Raw genomic sequence first — 14,870 nt, forward strand, 5'->3', positions numbered from 1 at the left:
CCCCCATGGATACGCTTGTCAACGTGGCACATGGATTCGGCGTCGCGCTGCTGCCGATCAACCTGCTCTACTGCTTCATCGGCGTGTTCATTGGCACGCTGGTCGGCGTGCTGCCCGGCATCGGCCCGATCTCGGCGATGTCGCTACTGCTACCGGTGACGCTGTCGGGAACGCCGGAATCCGGCATCATCATGATGGCCGGCATTTATTACGGCTCGATGTATGGCGGCTCGACCACCTCGATCCTGGTCAACATCCCCGGCGAGGCGGCCTCCGTCGTCACCTGCATCGACGGCCACCAAATGGCGAAGCAGGGCCGTGCGGGCCCCGCGCTCGGCATCGCCGCGTTCGGCTCCTTCGCTGCCGGCACCTTTGCGCTGGTCGCCTTGATGTTGGTGGCGCCGAAGCTCGCCAGTCTCGCCATTGCTTTCGGCCCGGCCGAGTATTTCAGCCTGATGGTGCTCGGCCTCGTCGTGCTCACCTTCCTCACCCAGGGATCGATGCCGAAGGCATTGCTGATGGCGTGCATCGGTGTCGTGCTCGGGCTGATCGGGCTCGACAGCATCACCGCGCAGCCGCGACTGACCTTCGGCCGCATGGAGCTGATCGACGGCATCGGCCTCGTGCCCGTGGTGATGGGCCTGTTCGGCGTCGCCGAGGTGCTGCTCAACACCGAGCAGGCGATCAAGCGCGACGTCATCAACACCAGGATCACCCATCTCCTGCCGAGCAAGGAGGACTGGAAGGCGAGCGCCGGTCCGGTCGGCCGCGGCACCATCCTCGGCTTTTTCCTCGGCATCCTGCCGGGCGGCGGCGCCGTGGTCTCGTCATTCGCGTCCTACGCGCTGGAGAAGCGGCTGTCGAAGACCCCTGAAAGGTTCGGCCACGGCGCGATCGAGGGCGTCGCCGGCCCGGAATCGGCGAACAACGCCGCAGCCGGCGGCGCCTTCATTCCGCTGATGACGCTCGGCATCCCGCCGAACGTGGTGATGGCGCTGCTGCTCGGAGCCTTCGTCATTCACGGCCTGCAGCCGGGCCCGCTGATGATCACGCAGAACCCCGGCCTGTTCTGGGGCATCGTCGCCAGCATGTATATCGGCAACGTCATGCTGCTGATCCTGAACCTGCCGATGATCGGCATGTGGGTGCAGCTGCTCAAGCTGCCCTACAACATCCTGTTCCCCCTGATCATCCTGTTCACGATCCTCGGCGTCTACTGCTCGAGCAACAACGTGTTCGACGTCTATGTGATGATCGCGTTCGGGATCATCGGCTATTTCATGCGCAAGCTCGGCTACGAGCCGGCGCCACTGGTGCTGGCCTTCGTGCTGGGTCCGATGATGGAGAACAATTTGCGCAAGTCGCTGATCCTGTCGCAGGGCGATCTCTGGACCTTCGTGCAGCGGCCGATCTCGGCAGTGTGTCTTGTGTTTGCCCTGGTGCTGCTGATCGCGCCGCTGCTGCCGTCGCTGCGCAAGAAGCGCGAGCTTGTGGCGCTGGACGAGGGAGCGTGAGAAGATCTCGTAGTCTGTAGGGTGGATTAGCCGAAGGCGTAATCCACCGCTTCTCTCTCGACGCGGATCGTAAAGTGGTGGGCTACGCCTTCGGCTAACCCACCCTACGCCATCTCAGCCCGCCGCAGGCAGCGCGCTGTCCGGCGGCACGCCCCACGGGCGTTCCGCCGAAGCCAGCCCGATCAGGCGGCCCTGGATGTAGTCGCAGCCCCAGTCGCGCAACATGTTTGCGGCTTCGTCGTCCTGCACCCATTCGGCGACGGTCTTGATGTCGAGGCGGCGGGCGAGGTCGATCAGGGTCTGCACGAAGGCGCGGTCGTCGGCGGAATGGGTGATGTTCTGCACGAAGGCGCCGTCGATCTTGACGATGTCTACGCCGAGCTTGCGCAAATTGCGGAACGAGGTGTAGCCGGCGCCGAAATCGTCGATGGCGATGCGGCTGCCGAAATGCTTGAGGCGGCTGACGAAGGCGCGGACGTCGTCGATGTCCTGGATCGCGACCGTCTCGGTGATCTCGACGATCAGCCGCTCGGCGACGCCGGGATGGGCCAGCATCAGCGATTCGATCCCCGCCCACCAGTCCGGATCCATGGTCGTATCCGGCGAGATGTTGAGGCTGAGGCAGACGTCGGGCGCCGCCGCGAGCTCGGCGACCACGAGCTCGAGCACGCGGTGATCGACCAGGCGGATCAGGCCGAGCCGTTCGGCGACCGGCACGATGTCGGGCGCGAGCAGCACCTGGCCGTCGCCCTGGTCCATCCGCACCAGGCATTCATGGAATGCGCGCTCGCGCGAGACAGCCGAGACGACGGGCTCATAGGCGAGCCTGATGCGGCGCTCGTTGAGCGCGGTGACGATCTCGTCGGTGACGCGGATGTTGACGCGGCGCTGTGCGTCGCGCGCGGCATCCGGACGCCAGGCCGCGAACGAGCCGGAGCGGCGGCGCTTGGCGGCGTCCAGCGTCTCATGGGCGCGGTTGACGGCCTCGTCGGTGTTGCGGGCATAACGCGGCAGGCTGACCGCGCCGATCGAGGCGGTGACCGAGACCGGACCGGATTTGGTCGGCACCACCTCGTCGCGGATGCCGGCGAGGAAGCGCTCGGCGGCCACGTTCATGTCGTCGACGGTGCAGTTCTTCAGGATCAGGCCGAACTTGTTGCCGGAGAAGCGCCCCAGCACGTCGCCGCCGCGCAGGCGCGCGCGAATGCGCTTGGCGACGTCGAGGATCACGGCGTCGGCGACGTCGAAGCCGAAAGCATCGTTGACGCGGGCGAGATGATCGATGCCGACCAGCATGAAGGCCGCTGTCGAGCGGAAGCGCGTGGTCTCCTCGATCGCCTCGGCCAGCGCCGCGATCAGATGCGAGCGGTTGAGCTCGCCGGTCAGCGGATCGAGCCGGGCCAGCCTGCTCAATTCCTCGTCCCGGGCGTGGCGCTCATTGTTGATGCGGACGGAGCCGATCGCTCGCGTGGGACGGCCGTCGGGACCTGCGAACCAGCGGCCGGTCTCCTCGATCCAGATCACGGGATCGGAGGCGCTCATGCGCACGCCGTACTCGATTCGGTAAGGGGTGCCGTCGGCGCCGTGCACCGGGGACGTCAGTGCCAGCGCCGCCGTCCGCAGCGTTTGCGCGGGCTCGATCAGCTTGGCGAATTCGGCGCCGGTCGAAAGCCGCTCGGCGGGAATGCCGGGGAAAACGGCGCTGACCTGCTCACCCCAGACGATGGCATCGCTGGCGATGTCCCAGGCGAACACGGCCTGACCGAGCGCGGCCAGGATGTCGGAGGCTTGCGGCAATCCAGGGGTCAAAGTCGCCTCGTTTCGGGACAGTGGAGAAGTCCTGAGCCGGCACAGGATAGAGCCAGATTCGCTGCCGAACCTAGGCAAAGTTGATAAACAATTTGGAAACCACGTTTCCGAAGGCGTCGGAACCAAACCGGCCCGGCCGGCATAGGCCTTGCGAGTACAGGACTCGCGACGGCCCCCGCGTCTCGAAACGCGACAGTCTCGCCGGATCAACGGTGATTGCGATGTTGAGTACTGATCGATCGGACGCGGCGGACAACGGCACAGGCACGGCCTTGGTGCCGCTGATGCCGACGTTGCGGTGGGTCCATAAGGTGCCCCTGCCCCGCCCCGATCCGAGCTTCGTCACACAATTGATCGCCAATGCCGAGCAGCTGCCGCAAACGAGCCGGCTCCGCCGCGCCTCCTCCGAGGATGCGCTGATGGCCTATGGCAGCAAGCGCCCGCTCGGAACCGTCAGCGCGCGCACGCGTCAGGTAGCTTAAGATTGATTGAAGTGAGAGCGCGCTTCTTACCTCTCGCCGCTTGCGGGGAGAGGTCGGATCGCCTCGGCGATGCGAAGCATCGTCCGGTGCGATCCGGGTGAGGGGGTACAGGTCCCGCGGCTATCGCATCCGCGGAGAGAGGCCCCTCACCCCAACCCACTCCCCGTAAGAACGGGGCAAGGGAGCACACTGCCGCGGCGGTGAGATGCGAGCCAATTCAGAGAAATCAGCGCGGCGGCGTGTCGGAAGACGGCGTGCCGTTCCCCGGCTGCAGCTGCGGCGAGGGAATTTCCGGCGAGGGGGCGCCCTGCACGGGCTTGGGCGCTGGGTGATCCATCAGCACGGATTCGGCGACGGATTGCGCGGTAGGTGCGGCCGGCGCCGGCTGCGGCGCGATCACCGGCTCGAACTTGCGCTCGGACTCCACGTCTTCCGCCGGCGCTTCGGCCCTGCGCTTGGCCTTACGAGGGGCCGGCACCGTGGTCTCGGCGACATAGGTGACTCGGCGGCGCGTGCGCTGGGCGATGCCAGCGAAGAAGTCCGCCATCGCCAGCAGCACCAGCAGAAAGAAGGTGGAGTTGCCGAATTTGGGCCACATCACGAATTCGGCAGCGGCCGCGCCGAAGATGATCAGCGACAGCAAATGATCCATCAGGAATTTCGAGCCCGGCCGCGCACCCTTGACCACCTCGAGCAGCAGCAGAACGATGCCGAGCGCGAGCAGGAGATCGGCGAGCGTGACCGGCCAGACCTCTCCGGACACCATAGGCACCTTGAACAGCACGTCCGTGAAGGACACGGTCGGCATCAGGAAGGCGATGATGTTGTAGACCGCGAGCGGAATCAGGAGCAGCGGGAAACCGACCATCGGCTTGATGCCTTCTCGATCAAGATATCCGGACAGAACAATGCAGCGGCGAAGCATCCGCTCCGCCGCCATCACCGTCTATCTCATGGGTTGGCCGAATCGGGCGGGTCCGATCTCCCGCCCGAGAAAGATCCTGGCTTCAGGACTCTTTCTTCTTCAGGACCTGGCGGCCCTTGTACATGCCGGTCTTGAGGTCGAGATGGTGCGGACGACGGAGCTCGCCGGAGTCCTTGTCTTCCACATAGGTCGGCTTCTTGATGGCGTCCGCCGAGCGGCGCATGCCACGGCGCGACGGCGAGGTTTTTCTTCTCGGAACGGCCATTTCAGTATCCTCTAGGGATTGGTGTCATCAGGGCATCGTCCGCGAAGGGACGGCTCAGCACCCGCAAATAACGAGGCGAGCTGAATGCCGATCAAGGCCGCGCTTATAGAGGAAGGCTGGCCGTAAAGCTAGGCTCTTGGGCCGGAAAATGCGCCCGGAACGGGTCAAAAATCAGCGATTTTCCCGCCAACAGGTCGCAAGCGAGCTCGCCTGCCCCCGCGCCATATAGGTGGCTGCCAGCCGCCGGACGCCCGGTCCCGGGGTCCGGGCGCTGCGCTTGACCGGATTCGGCAGGATCGAGGCCAGAAGCGCCGCCTCGCGGGGCGAGAGGCTTTCGGCCGATTTGCCGAAGGCATAGGCGCTGGCCGCCTCGACCCCGAACTGCCCCTGCGGGCCGAGCTCGGCGATGTTGAGGTAGATTTCGAGAATCCGCTGCTTGGGCAAGACGAGGTCGATCCAAAGCGCCAGCGGGAATTCAAGCGCCTTGCGTACGAAGTCGCGCCCCTGCCACAGGAACAGGTTCTTCGCGACCTGCTGGGTGATGGTGGAGGCGCCCCGGAAGGCGGTGCCGTCCTCCCTGGCGTCGTCGATCGCCTCGCGCAGCGCCCCCCAATCGATGCCGTGATGCTTGCAGAAATGGGCATCCTCGGCCGCCACCACCGCGCGCGGCAGAGAGGGCGACATATCAGCGAGATCGATCCACTCCCGCTGCATCGGCGCGCCCCGCAGGCTGCGCCAGGCCATCAGCGTCGAAACTGGGTGGCCGGTGCGGTAGAACGGCGCGATCACATAGGGTGCGAGGACCACGAGCGCGAGCGCCACCAGCAGGATTTTGACGATGCGCAAATCGACCTTTCCGGCACGAACTGACGAGCGGCCACGGGCTGGAGCATTAAGTCTGTGATAATTCGGGCCTTTTCCAGCACTTTTTAGGCCTTCCAAACGATTGACTGGCGCGGGCGCATAAAGGATTGTCCCGCCGAATTTTAGTTCTGGAGCCCTTCTTGATGACCGGCACGTCCCCGTCCGATTTCGCCAAACGTCTGGACAAGACCGCTGATGACACCGAAGCCCTGCTCGGGCGCCTGCTGTCGGACGACATCCTGCATGACGAAATCGCCCGGCCCAAGCGACTGATGGACGCAATGCGCTATTCGAGCCTCAACGGCGGCAAGCGCCTGCGGCCGTTCCTGGTGGTCGAGAGCGCCGCCGTGTTCGGCGTGCCGCGCGAGGCGGCCCTGCTCGTGGGCGCCGCGCTCGAATGCATCCATTGCTACTCGCTGATCCATGACGACCTGCCGGCCATGGACAATTCGGACCTGCGCCGCGGCCGCCCCACCCTGCACAAGCAAACCGACGACGCCACCGCGATCCTCGCCGGCGACGGCCTCCTGACGCTCGCCTTCGATATCATCACCCGCGACGAGGTCCATCGCGACGCCGATGTGCGGCTGCTCTTGACGCGTGCACTGGCGCGCTGCGCCGGCATCGGCGGCATGGTCGGTGGCCAGATCCTCGATCTCGCCGGCGAAGGCCGCTTTGGCGGCAACGAGCCGATCGACGTCGCCCGTATCCAGCAGATGAAGACCGGCGCGCTCTTGCGCTACGGCTGCATTGCCGGCGCGATCCTCGGCCAGGCCTCGAAGGCGGAATATCAGGCGCTCGACGATTACGGCCGCGCGCTCGGCGAAGCCTTCCAGATCGCCGACGATCTGCTCGACGTCGAGGGCGATGCGGCCGCGCTCGGCAAGCCGGCCGGCGCCGATGCCGCGCTCGGCAAGACCACCTTCGTGACCCAGCTCGGGATCGAAGGCGCCAAGCAGCGCGTGCGCGACCTGCTCGCGCGCGCCGACAGCGCCGTCTCGATCTTCGGCGACCGCGCCGCAATTTTGCAGGCCGCCGCGCGTTTCGTGGCCGAGCGGAAGAACTGAGCTAAAGCGCGATGCGATCAGGATGAATCGTCATCGCGCTTTAGGTTATTGTTCGAGTGGTCAGGAAAGCCGTGCCATTTCAGTTGCAGACCTCGACATTGGCGTCGACGTGGGGGCCGCCGCCGCCGCGATAAACGAGGCGGCAACCGGGCCTGACCGGCCGGCAGAGCAGAGCGTTGCAAAAGATCTGACCACTGCCGCTCGAGGCACGGCCCGCGCCAGCCGCCGCGGCTGCACCGTAGCCACCCGCAGCAGCACCGGCCCGCTGCCGCGCGGGGCGGTCCTCGCCGTCGTCGCGCCGCGAGGTCGCGGGCTTTGACGCCGGCTTGGCCGCGCGCTTCTTCTCGCATTCATTGTCGTCGTTCAGGACATAGCCGTTGCCGCAAACGATCCTGGTGCACTTGTCGCCTTCGGCCTTGAAACCGTGCTCGCAGACCAGCGGGCAGACCCGTGATGGCTTGGCCTTGACCGCATCGAGCGCGTCGGTGCTCGCCACCTTCACGTCGAGCTTGGTGCCGGCATAGCGGTTGAACTGCGACAGCGACCGCTGCGAGGACGTATTCCAATTGCCGTCGGCCTGCCCGGAGAAGCAGCCGACGCGGCCGAGCTCGCTCTGCACCGAGCGGTTGAGGTCGGCCGGCGCGGTCGCCGGGGTGAGCGCGGCAACGTTGGTGCCGGCGGCGCTCGTGGTGTTGCCCGGCGCAACGCCCGGCGCCGTGGCGGCGAGGTTGACGCGCTGCTGCTCGGCAGCGGCCGCCTGCTGCTGGGCCTGCTCCTTCGCCTTCTGCGCAGCAAGCTGCGCCTGCTCGGCGGCCTTCGCATCGGCCGCGGCCCTGGCTTGCGCATCCTTCTGCGCGCCGAGCGCAGCAAGGCGGTCGCGCTCGGCCTCGGCCTGCTTCGCTTTCGCGATCGCCGCCGCATGCGCCTGCTCCGCGCCGATCTTCTCGAGCTGGAGCTTGGCAAGGCTCGCATAGAACCCGTCGGGATGCTGGGCAAGGAAGGCTTCCCACGCCGGCCGGTTGCCGACCTGGAGCGCGAGCTCGTAGTCGCGGCGGATATCGGCCTGGGGATTGGCTACGGGCGCTGCCGGCGCCAGCTTGACCGGCACCAGCGGCACGTCCTCGCCACCCAGCGAGCCGTAGACGAACGGCTCTTGCTTGTTGCCGGTGGACTTCAGCACATCGTCGCGCACGAAGCCGAAGGCGCGGCGGACGTCGAGGCCCGGCGTCGTCAGATGCTTCGACAGCGCGATGGTGAACGGGCTGTTGGCACCGTCGCCGTCCTGCGCGGTGAAGCCGGCCTTGGCCGAATAGGCGATCAGCGTGTTGGGGCTGGACGGCTCGACCTGGGCGAGGCCGCGGCCGATGCTGCGCGAAGCGACCGTGCGCTTCATCCGCTTGCTGAACGGATTGTCGCGGCAGGCATCGAGGATCACCAGACGCAATTGCTTGGCGGGCTCGACCGCGACCAGGACACGGTCGAGGGAGAGCGCCTCGTCAAAGACGTCGGTGTCCCGCTCGAGCTTGGCATCCACCGGGATCAGATAGTTCGAGCCCTCCACCTCGATGCCGTGGCCGGCGTAGTAGACCACGGCGATTTCGGCGTCGCGGGTCGCGTCGGCGAAGTCGCGCAGCACGCGCCGTGTCTCCAGCGCCGACAGATCGTGCCGGGAGTCGACGACGTCGAAGCCGGCCTCCTTCAGGGTCTTGGCCATCACCGACCCGTCATTGACAGGATTGGCGAGCGAGGGCGCGTGCTGATAGGCCGAATTGGCCAGCACCAGCGCCACGCGCTTTCCGGCAACAGCCGGCCCGGCGCCGAACATCAGGCCGAGGGCGACGAAAAGCGGACAAAGTCTGAGCAAGCTGCGCATGACACGACTTCCGATGGTTCCGGGCCGTCCGGCCCTTTGGGACCGCTTTAGCAACATCCTCCGCCGGCGCTTGTGATGGAGGTCACGAAGCGGACCCGGCGGCAGGCCGTACGACCTCTCTTGTTTGTCGCGCCAGCGCTGTCGCGGTTCGCCAACGGACGGCGGTGCGGACCGGGTTCCATCAGACAACCCCGATGTGCTCCCGATATTGCGGCAGATCGTCCGTAATTTCATGCCAGGGCGCCTTCGAGCCGACGAAAATATGGGCGCTCGGCCGGATCGAGGGGGCATCGACCAGGGTTCCCATGGCAACGTGGACCCACTCTCCTTCGCGGACCCGGGAATAGAGCAGCGAGCCGCAGCGGCCACAATGCGCGTCATGGGTGGTGTCGTCGCCGAAAATCATCCGGAGGTCGCCACCCCTGACAATGCGAAGCCTGTCTTGCCGGATGCCGGCGAAGGGCTTGAAGGCGGCACCGGTGGTGCGCCGGCAGTTCGAGCAGTGGCAGTTCATCGCATAGGCGAATGCATCGGGCACCTCGAAGCGCACGGCGCGGCAGAAGCATTCGCCGACAAGAATGCGAGCATTCGAATTCTCTGATTCTGTCATCGTGACGCCTTCGCGCAAATCGCTGACACACCCATAGCGCATTTCGACGTGTCCGACTAAGTTGGCCCGAAGCCATCATGCAAAGGAACGACCCATGAGCCAGGACCGGTCGAGCGTCGAAGCCGTCGTGCAATCCTATTTTGACGGACTTTACGAGGGCAACGCCGACAAGCTCGGCGCCATCTTCCATCCCTCCGCCGATCTGCGCTGGGTCGAGAAGGGCGAGCTCCAGGTTCTGACCGTGCCGGACTGGCTCGACCGCGTGCGCAAGCGCGCTTCGGCCAAGGCCGAAGGCAAGCCGCGCGAGGACTTCATCGTCACCATCGACCGCTCGGACGACAAGACCGCCTTCATCAAGGTGCGCTGCCAGCTGCCGCCGCGCTATTTCACCGATTATCTGGTGGCGATGAAGCTCGCCGACGGCTGGCAAATCGTGTCGAAGTCGTACCGATATGATTTGAGGGAGTGACGGGCGCCGTTCCGCTGCCCGAATTCGGACGCACTCGCTATCCAATTCTCCGTCATTGCGAGCGCAGCGAAGCAATCCAGAATCTCACCGCGGAGACAGTCTGGATTGCTTCGCTGAGCCTGTCATCGGGCCGCGCTTCGCGCGGACCCGTTGGCTCGCAATGACAACGCGGATGCAGCGCCCGCTCCATCTCCCACCCTTGCTCGCCTGGAAATCACCATGCTTCTCGACCGCCGCTCCCTGCTCGCCTCATTCGCCTGGTTGGCCGCTTCACCTGCGCTTGCTGCGGAGGCGCCGACAGAGCTCGAATCCTACGAGCGCGAGAGCGGCGGGCGGATCGGGCTCTATGCGGAGAATCTCGCAACTGGCAAGAAGCTCGCCTGGCGCGCCGACGAAAGGTTCGTGATGTGCTCGACGTTCAAGGCTTCGCTCGCAGCTAGCGTGCTGGCGCGGGTCGATCGCGGCGAGGAGCAGCTCGCGGCCATGATCCCCTATGGTCAGGCGGATCTGCTGGAATACGCGCCGGTGGCGAGGGAAAATCTCGCGGCCGGCAAGATGTCGGTCGGCGAGATGTGCAAGGCCATCGTCGAGCTCAGCGACAACACCTGCGCCAATCTGCTGCTGGCGCGGATCGGCGGCCCCGCCGCGCTGACCGCCTTCTGGCGGTCGCTCGGAGATACCACCTCGCGGCTCGACCACAACGAGCCCGAGCTCAACCGTTCGCAGCCCGGCGACCCCCGGGACACCACGACGCCGGTGGCGATGGCGGGAAATTTGCGCCGGCTGGTCACGGGCGAGACGCTGTCGCCTGCTTCGCGGGTCCTGCTCACCGACTGGATGGTGAACTGCAAGACCGGCGCAAACCGCCTGCGTGGCGGACTCCCGGCAGGCTGGAAGATCGGCGACAAGACCGGCAACAACGGCAAGGATGCCTCGGGCGATATCGCGGTCGCCTGGCCGAAGCCGGACACGCCGATCCTGATCGCGGCCTATACCCAGGGCGGCACGCCGAGCGCAGCGCAGATCGCATCCGCGTTCGCGCGGATTGGTCGGATGGTGGCCGAACGGCTGGCGTGAGCCGCGCATTGACGTAGCTGTCGCTTCCGGGTCAAGACAGACCATCATGGAAGCGAAGTTTCAGACCTTTCTCATCCTGCTGGCCGTGCTCGCAGGCGTGGCACTCGCCGCGCGCCGCTTCAACGTCGCCCCGGCCATCCTGCTGATGCTGGCAGGCGTCGGCCTTGCTTTCGTGCCGGGCATGCCGACGGTGGAGCTGCCGCCGGAGCTGGTGCTGCTGGTGGTGCTGCCGCCGCTGATCTACTCGGCCAGCGTCGCAATGAGCTGGCGCGAATTCAAGAAGAACCTGCGTCCGATCGTGCTGCTCGCGGTCGGCGCCGTGATCTTCACCGCGGCGATGGTGGCGGCCGCCACACACTACATGATCGGCCTACCCTGGACCGTCGGCTTCCTGCTCGGGGCCATCGTCGCGCCGCCCGACGTGGTGGCGCCGCTCGCGATCGCCCGCCGGCTGAACATGCCGCGCCGCATCCTGGTCGTGCTCGAAGGCGAAGGTCTCGCCAACGATGCCACCGCGCTGATCCTCTACCGCTTCGCGCTCGCCGCGATACTCGTCGGGCACTTCTCGCTGCCGCTCGCGGCCGGTGAATTCCTCCTCATCGTCGCCGGCGAGATCGCCTTCGGCATCGGCGTCGGCTGGCTCTCCTTGCGCTTCCGCAAATGGTCCGGAGATCCGCAGGTCGAGCTGACGCTGTCGCTGATCACGCCCTATGTCTCGTACTGGCTGCCCGAGCATGTCGGCGGCTCCGGCGTGATCGCAACGGTGGCCTGCGGGCTCTATGTCAGCTGGAACGGCCCATTGCTGATCTCCTCGGCGACGCGCCTGCAAGGCATCTTCTTCTGGGATCTCGTGATCTACCTGATCGAGGGCATGTTGTTCCTGCTCACCGGCTTCCAGATGCGCGCGCTCTACGAGAAATCGAAGACTTTTCCGCTCGACGACATTCTCATCGCAATCGCCGTGGTGCTGGTGATCGTCGTGATCGCACGTTTTGCCTGGCTCTATCCCGCGACTTATCTGCCGCGGATGCTGTCCAAGTCGCTGCGCGAGCGCGATCCTTCGCCGCCATGGCAATGGCCGTTCGTGCTCGCCTTCACCGGCGTGCGCGGCGCGGTGTCGCTGGCCGCCGCGCTGGCGCTGCCGTTCACGCTGCCGAACGGCGAAGCGTTTCCGTATCGCGACCTGATCCTGTTCGTCGCGTTCGGCGTCATCTTCGTGACTCTGATCGGGGTCGGCCTGACGCTGCCGCCGATCGTGCGGTGGCTCGGCGTCGCCGAAGCGGGTCGGCACGAGCATGCCGCCGAGCACGAAGCGGAGATCGCCGCGCGCCGTCAGGCGCTGGAGGCCGCGCTGAAATCGCTCGACGCGCTCACGGCGGAAAAAGAGGTTTCCGACGAGGTGATGCGGCTGCTGCGCGCCCGCCACGACATCCGCCTCAACCAGCTCCCGGACTCGCTCGATCCCGACCGTCACGACATCTCTGCCGCCGGCACCGCTCTGACCCGCGACCTGATCGCCGCCGAGCGCAAATTCATCCACAAGCTGCTGCGCGACGGCCAGATCACCGACGAGACGCGCCGGCGGATCGAGCGCGATCTGGATCTGGAGGAGGCGAGCCTGGCGAACAGGGAATATCGGGCCGGGCCGCTGTAGCTTCCTCGTCATTGCGAGCGCACCTGAGCCAACTACCGCTTCTCGCAAAACTCCCTCATCGCAGCCGCAACGGCGCCCGCGACGGCCTCCTGCCGCTCCGGCGAGTTCATTTCCATTTCCTCGTCGCGATTGATGATCGAGCCGGCCTCGAGCAGCACGGCGGCGCTGCGCGTGCGCGACAGCACGACCAGCCCGTCATAGCGGTAGACGCCGACGTCCCTGTCGAGCAGCTGGCGCCGGTAGCGGCCCATCACCGGCAGGGTGTACTGACTGGCATAATGCAGGCCCTGCTCCTTCAGCTGCTTGCCGATCATCCGGGCCAGCATCAGGCTGGTGGCAAAGTGCGGATTCTGCCGCGACACGAACAGCGAGTGGCCCGAAAACCGGTCGCTGAAATAGCTCTTTGCGCCGTCGAATTCCCAGATCTCGAGCAGCTTGTCCGGCACCGAATCATGATGGACCGACAGGAACAGATCGGCGCGGCCTTCATTCGCAGCGCCGACGCGCTTGAACAGGCTCGGCCGTGCCTTGCCATCGGTGACCAGCAGGCGGGTTGCGGCAAAGCCCTCGGATTTGAGCTTGGCCGTGATCAGCCGTGCGAGGCGGAAGTTGAAGCCGAACTCCGGATCGTTGCGCGCGCTCAATGCACCGTAGGAATCCGGGGTGTGGCCGACATCCACGACGATCCGGAATTTAGGTATCTCGCATTTGGCCGATGATTGCGGCTGTTTCGGTTTGGCCTTCGCGACTTTTCGCGCGGCGGCGGCCTCGCCGCGGCTGGCCGGCGCGAGCGATGACAACAGGATCGCGGCAGTGAGGCCTGCGACGATGCTGCGCGATTGCCTCACGCGTCACTCCGCCGCTGCAATCCTGGGACGGCCGACAAAGCCGGTGACGTCGCCAAACCGTTCCAGCATCACGTCCGGCAGATCCTTGGCTTTGCTGGTGACGCAGGCGCCGGACCGCACCGCGTAGCGGTCCTGATGCGCGGCCTGCGGCGGCGGCTCGCCCTGCTGCAGTGCGCGCGCAAGATCCATCACGGTCTTGCGGAAATGCATGATGCCGAGATCGGTCGGCCCGAGATGCTCGCGGGTGCGGTCGGCGATCGGGCCCTGGCTGTCCTGCACGGCGGCATCCTGCTCGGAGACGCCCTTGATGCCAGTGTAGCTGCGGGTCTTCTGCAGCGTGCGATCGATCAGGTAGTCGTTGCCCTTGTGGCGCAGCGGCACGTAATTGTCGTCGACCTCCGCGATCACGCCGTTGCCGCGGTCATAGGCGTCACGCTCGAATTTCGTCAGCGGCCGCTCCGGATTCCAGGCGTAGGTATAGATCCAGCAATTGGTGTCGGTGACGGGCACGAAGGTCTGCCCAAAGATGTTCTCTCCCGGCATCGCGCTCGGCGCGTAGGCGTGAAACGGCATCAGGAATTGCGCGATGCGCCAGTAGATGTTGTCGCTGCCGGTAAGCCGGCCGCCGGCAATCGTCAGCCCCGCCGCGTGCGGAGCGACCTTGATCACGGGACGCGGGTCCTCGGCAATCCAGCGCATGTGGTCACTCGACATCCGCGAGAGCGGATTCACGAAATGCTTCTTGATGTCGAGGATCTCGTTCTCCTCCTTGTCGAAGGAGAGATGGGCGAAGGTGAAATGCGCCGTGTCGATCGAGCCTTCCAGCGCCTGCACCCAGTTGCAGTCCTGCCATTTCTTGCTGACGTAGCGATGCGAGGCTGGCAGCAGCGCCATCTCGAGATCGGGGAGCTCGGGCATGGCTTCAAGCGGGCCCATATAGGCCCAGACCATCTCACCCCATTCGCGCACCGGATAGGATTTGATGCGGATGAGATCCTTGGCGTTGAGATCGGGATAGGAGGTCGGCATGTCGACGCAACGGCCGTCGGTGTCGAACTTCCAGCCGTGATAGACGCAGCGGATGCCGCATTCCTCGTTCCGCCCAAGCCAGAGATTGGCGCCACGATGCGGGCAGTACTGGTCGATGACACCGACGATGCCGCGCGTGTCGCGGAAGGCGAGCAGCTCCTCGCCGAGCACGACGATCTTCTTCGGCTCGCCGTCGGGCTCGGGGAGTTCTTCCGAGAGGAGGACGGGAATCCAAAACCGGCGCAGCAGCTCGCCCATGCCGGTGCCTGCACCTGACTCGGTCAGAAATTTGTTGTCCTCGGCGCGGAGCATGGAAAATCCTCCCGATTTGTTTTTGGGAAGATTGGCGCGGGAGCGGAAAGACGTCAACGCAAGAACGGCTCT

Annotated in this window: 14 protein-coding genes; 6 read left to right on the forward strand and 8 right to left on the reverse strand. The window is 65.7% G+C overall.

Annotation, left to right across the window (positions count from 1 at the left end; genetic code table 11):
- The first annotated feature begins 5 nt into the window (after positions 1 to 5).
- The gene (locus tag I6F09_RS33110; protein ID WP_225126232.1) at positions 6 to 1,514 is read left to right on the forward strand and encodes a tripartite tricarboxylate transporter permease; all 1,509 of its coding nucleotides are present in this window, start codon (positions 6 to 8) and stop codon (positions 1,512 to 1,514) included.
- A gap of 114 nt (positions 1,515 to 1,628) precedes the next feature.
- Here I6F09_RS33110 and I6F09_RS33115 read toward each other — a convergent pair whose 3' ends face one another.
- Positions 1,629 to 3,323 carry a bifunctional diguanylate cyclase/phosphodiesterase gene (locus I6F09_RS33115; RefSeq protein ID WP_225141273.1) on the reverse strand — a complete coding sequence of 565 codons (1,695 nt, stop codon included), beginning with the start codon at positions 3,321 to 3,323 and terminating at the stop codon, positions 1,629 to 1,631.
- A gap of 221 nt (positions 3,324 to 3,544) precedes the next feature.
- On the opposite strand from I6F09_RS33115, the gene I6F09_RS33120 reads away from it, so the two are divergent.
- Positions 3,545 to 3,805 (forward strand): hypothetical protein, encoded by a 261-nt coding sequence (locus tag I6F09_RS33120; protein ID WP_036002219.1) that lies wholly within the window; start codon positions 3,545 to 3,547, stop codon positions 3,803 to 3,805.
- A 226-nt stretch (positions 3,806 to 4,031) separates the two neighbouring features.
- Here I6F09_RS33120 and I6F09_RS33125 read toward each other — a convergent pair whose 3' ends face one another.
- From I6F09_RS33125 to mtgA, 3 genes are all read right to left on the reverse strand, one after another.
- On the reverse strand, positions 4,032 to 4,673 hold the full coding sequence (locus I6F09_RS33125) for a hypothetical protein (RefSeq protein WP_036002287.1): 642 nt from the start codon (positions 4,671 to 4,673) through the stop codon (positions 4,032 to 4,034).
- Positions 4,674 to 4,812: 139 nt separating this feature from the next.
- Entirely contained in the window at positions 4,813 to 4,995 is a 183-nt protein-coding gene (gene rpmF / locus I6F09_RS33130) for a 50S ribosomal protein L32 (protein ID WP_007598106.1), read from the reverse strand.
- A 171-nt stretch (positions 4,996 to 5,166) separates the two neighbouring features.
- On the reverse strand, positions 5,167 to 5,841 hold the full coding sequence (gene mtgA, locus I6F09_RS33135; protein ID WP_225148606.1) for a monofunctional biosynthetic peptidoglycan transglycosylase: 675 nt from the start codon (positions 5,839 to 5,841) through the stop codon (positions 5,167 to 5,169).
- Positions 5,842 to 6,002: 161 nt separating this feature from the next.
- Between mtgA and I6F09_RS33140 the strand changes: the two genes are divergently transcribed.
- On the forward strand, positions 6,003 to 6,926 hold the full coding sequence (locus I6F09_RS33140) for a polyprenyl synthetase family protein (protein WP_225152339.1): 924 nt from the start codon (positions 6,003 to 6,005) through the stop codon (positions 6,924 to 6,926).
- Between the two features lie 79 nt (positions 6,927 to 7,005).
- Here the strand turns inward: I6F09_RS33140 and I6F09_RS33145 are convergent, their stop codons facing one another.
- Positions 7,006 to 8,799: a caspase family protein gene (locus tag I6F09_RS33145; RefSeq protein ID WP_225189882.1), complete on the reverse strand. Its 1,794-nt coding sequence runs from the start codon at positions 8,797 to 8,799 to the stop codon at positions 7,006 to 7,008.
- Positions 8,800 to 8,980: 181 nt separating this feature from the next.
- The gene (locus I6F09_RS33150; RefSeq protein WP_225189898.1) at positions 8,981 to 9,409 is read right to left on the reverse strand and encodes a GFA family protein; all 429 of its coding nucleotides are present in this window, start codon (positions 9,407 to 9,409) and stop codon (positions 8,981 to 8,983) included.
- 94 nt (positions 9,410 to 9,503) lie between these two features.
- Between I6F09_RS33150 and I6F09_RS33155 the strand changes: the two genes are divergently transcribed.
- The 3 genes from I6F09_RS33155 to I6F09_RS33165 all read left to right on the forward strand — a co-directional run bounded on the left by I6F09_RS33155 (position 9,504) and on the right by I6F09_RS33165 (position 12,609).
- A complete protein-coding gene (locus I6F09_RS33155; protein WP_036038516.1) occupies positions 9,504 to 9,878 on the forward strand; it encodes a nuclear transport factor 2 family protein in 375 nt (124 codons plus the stop codon).
- Between the two features lie 219 nt (positions 9,879 to 10,097).
- Positions 10,098 to 10,955, forward strand: a complete 858-nt coding sequence (gene bla, locus I6F09_RS33160) for a class A beta-lactamase (RefSeq protein ID WP_225189883.1) — start codon at positions 10,098 to 10,100, stop codon at positions 10,953 to 10,955.
- Between the two features lie 46 nt (positions 10,956 to 11,001).
- Complete coding sequence (locus I6F09_RS33165; protein WP_225189884.1) at positions 11,002 to 12,609, forward strand: Na+/H+ antiporter; 1,608 nt, start codon at positions 11,002 to 11,004, stop codon at positions 12,607 to 12,609.
- Between the two features lie 32 nt (positions 12,610 to 12,641).
- On the opposite strand, the gene I6F09_RS33170 is transcribed toward I6F09_RS33165, so the two are convergent.
- Together I6F09_RS33170 and I6F09_RS33175 are read right to left on the reverse strand one after the other, a co-directional pair.
- A complete protein-coding gene (locus tag I6F09_RS33170) occupies positions 12,642 to 13,457 on the reverse strand; it encodes an N-acetylmuramoyl-L-alanine amidase (RefSeq protein ID WP_225189885.1) in 816 nt (271 codons plus the stop codon).
- Between the two features lie 3 nt (positions 13,458 to 13,460).
- Complete coding sequence (locus I6F09_RS33175; RefSeq protein ID WP_225189886.1) at positions 13,461 to 14,798, reverse strand: Rieske 2Fe-2S domain-containing protein; 1,338 nt, start codon at positions 14,796 to 14,798, stop codon at positions 13,461 to 13,463.
- Between the last annotated feature and the right edge of the window lie 72 nt (positions 14,799 to 14,870).

Source organism: Bradyrhizobium sp. IC3195 (assembly GCF_020193585.1).
Taxonomy (GTDB): Bacteria; Pseudomonadota; Alphaproteobacteria; order Rhizobiales; family Xanthobacteraceae; genus Bradyrhizobium; species Bradyrhizobium yuanmingense.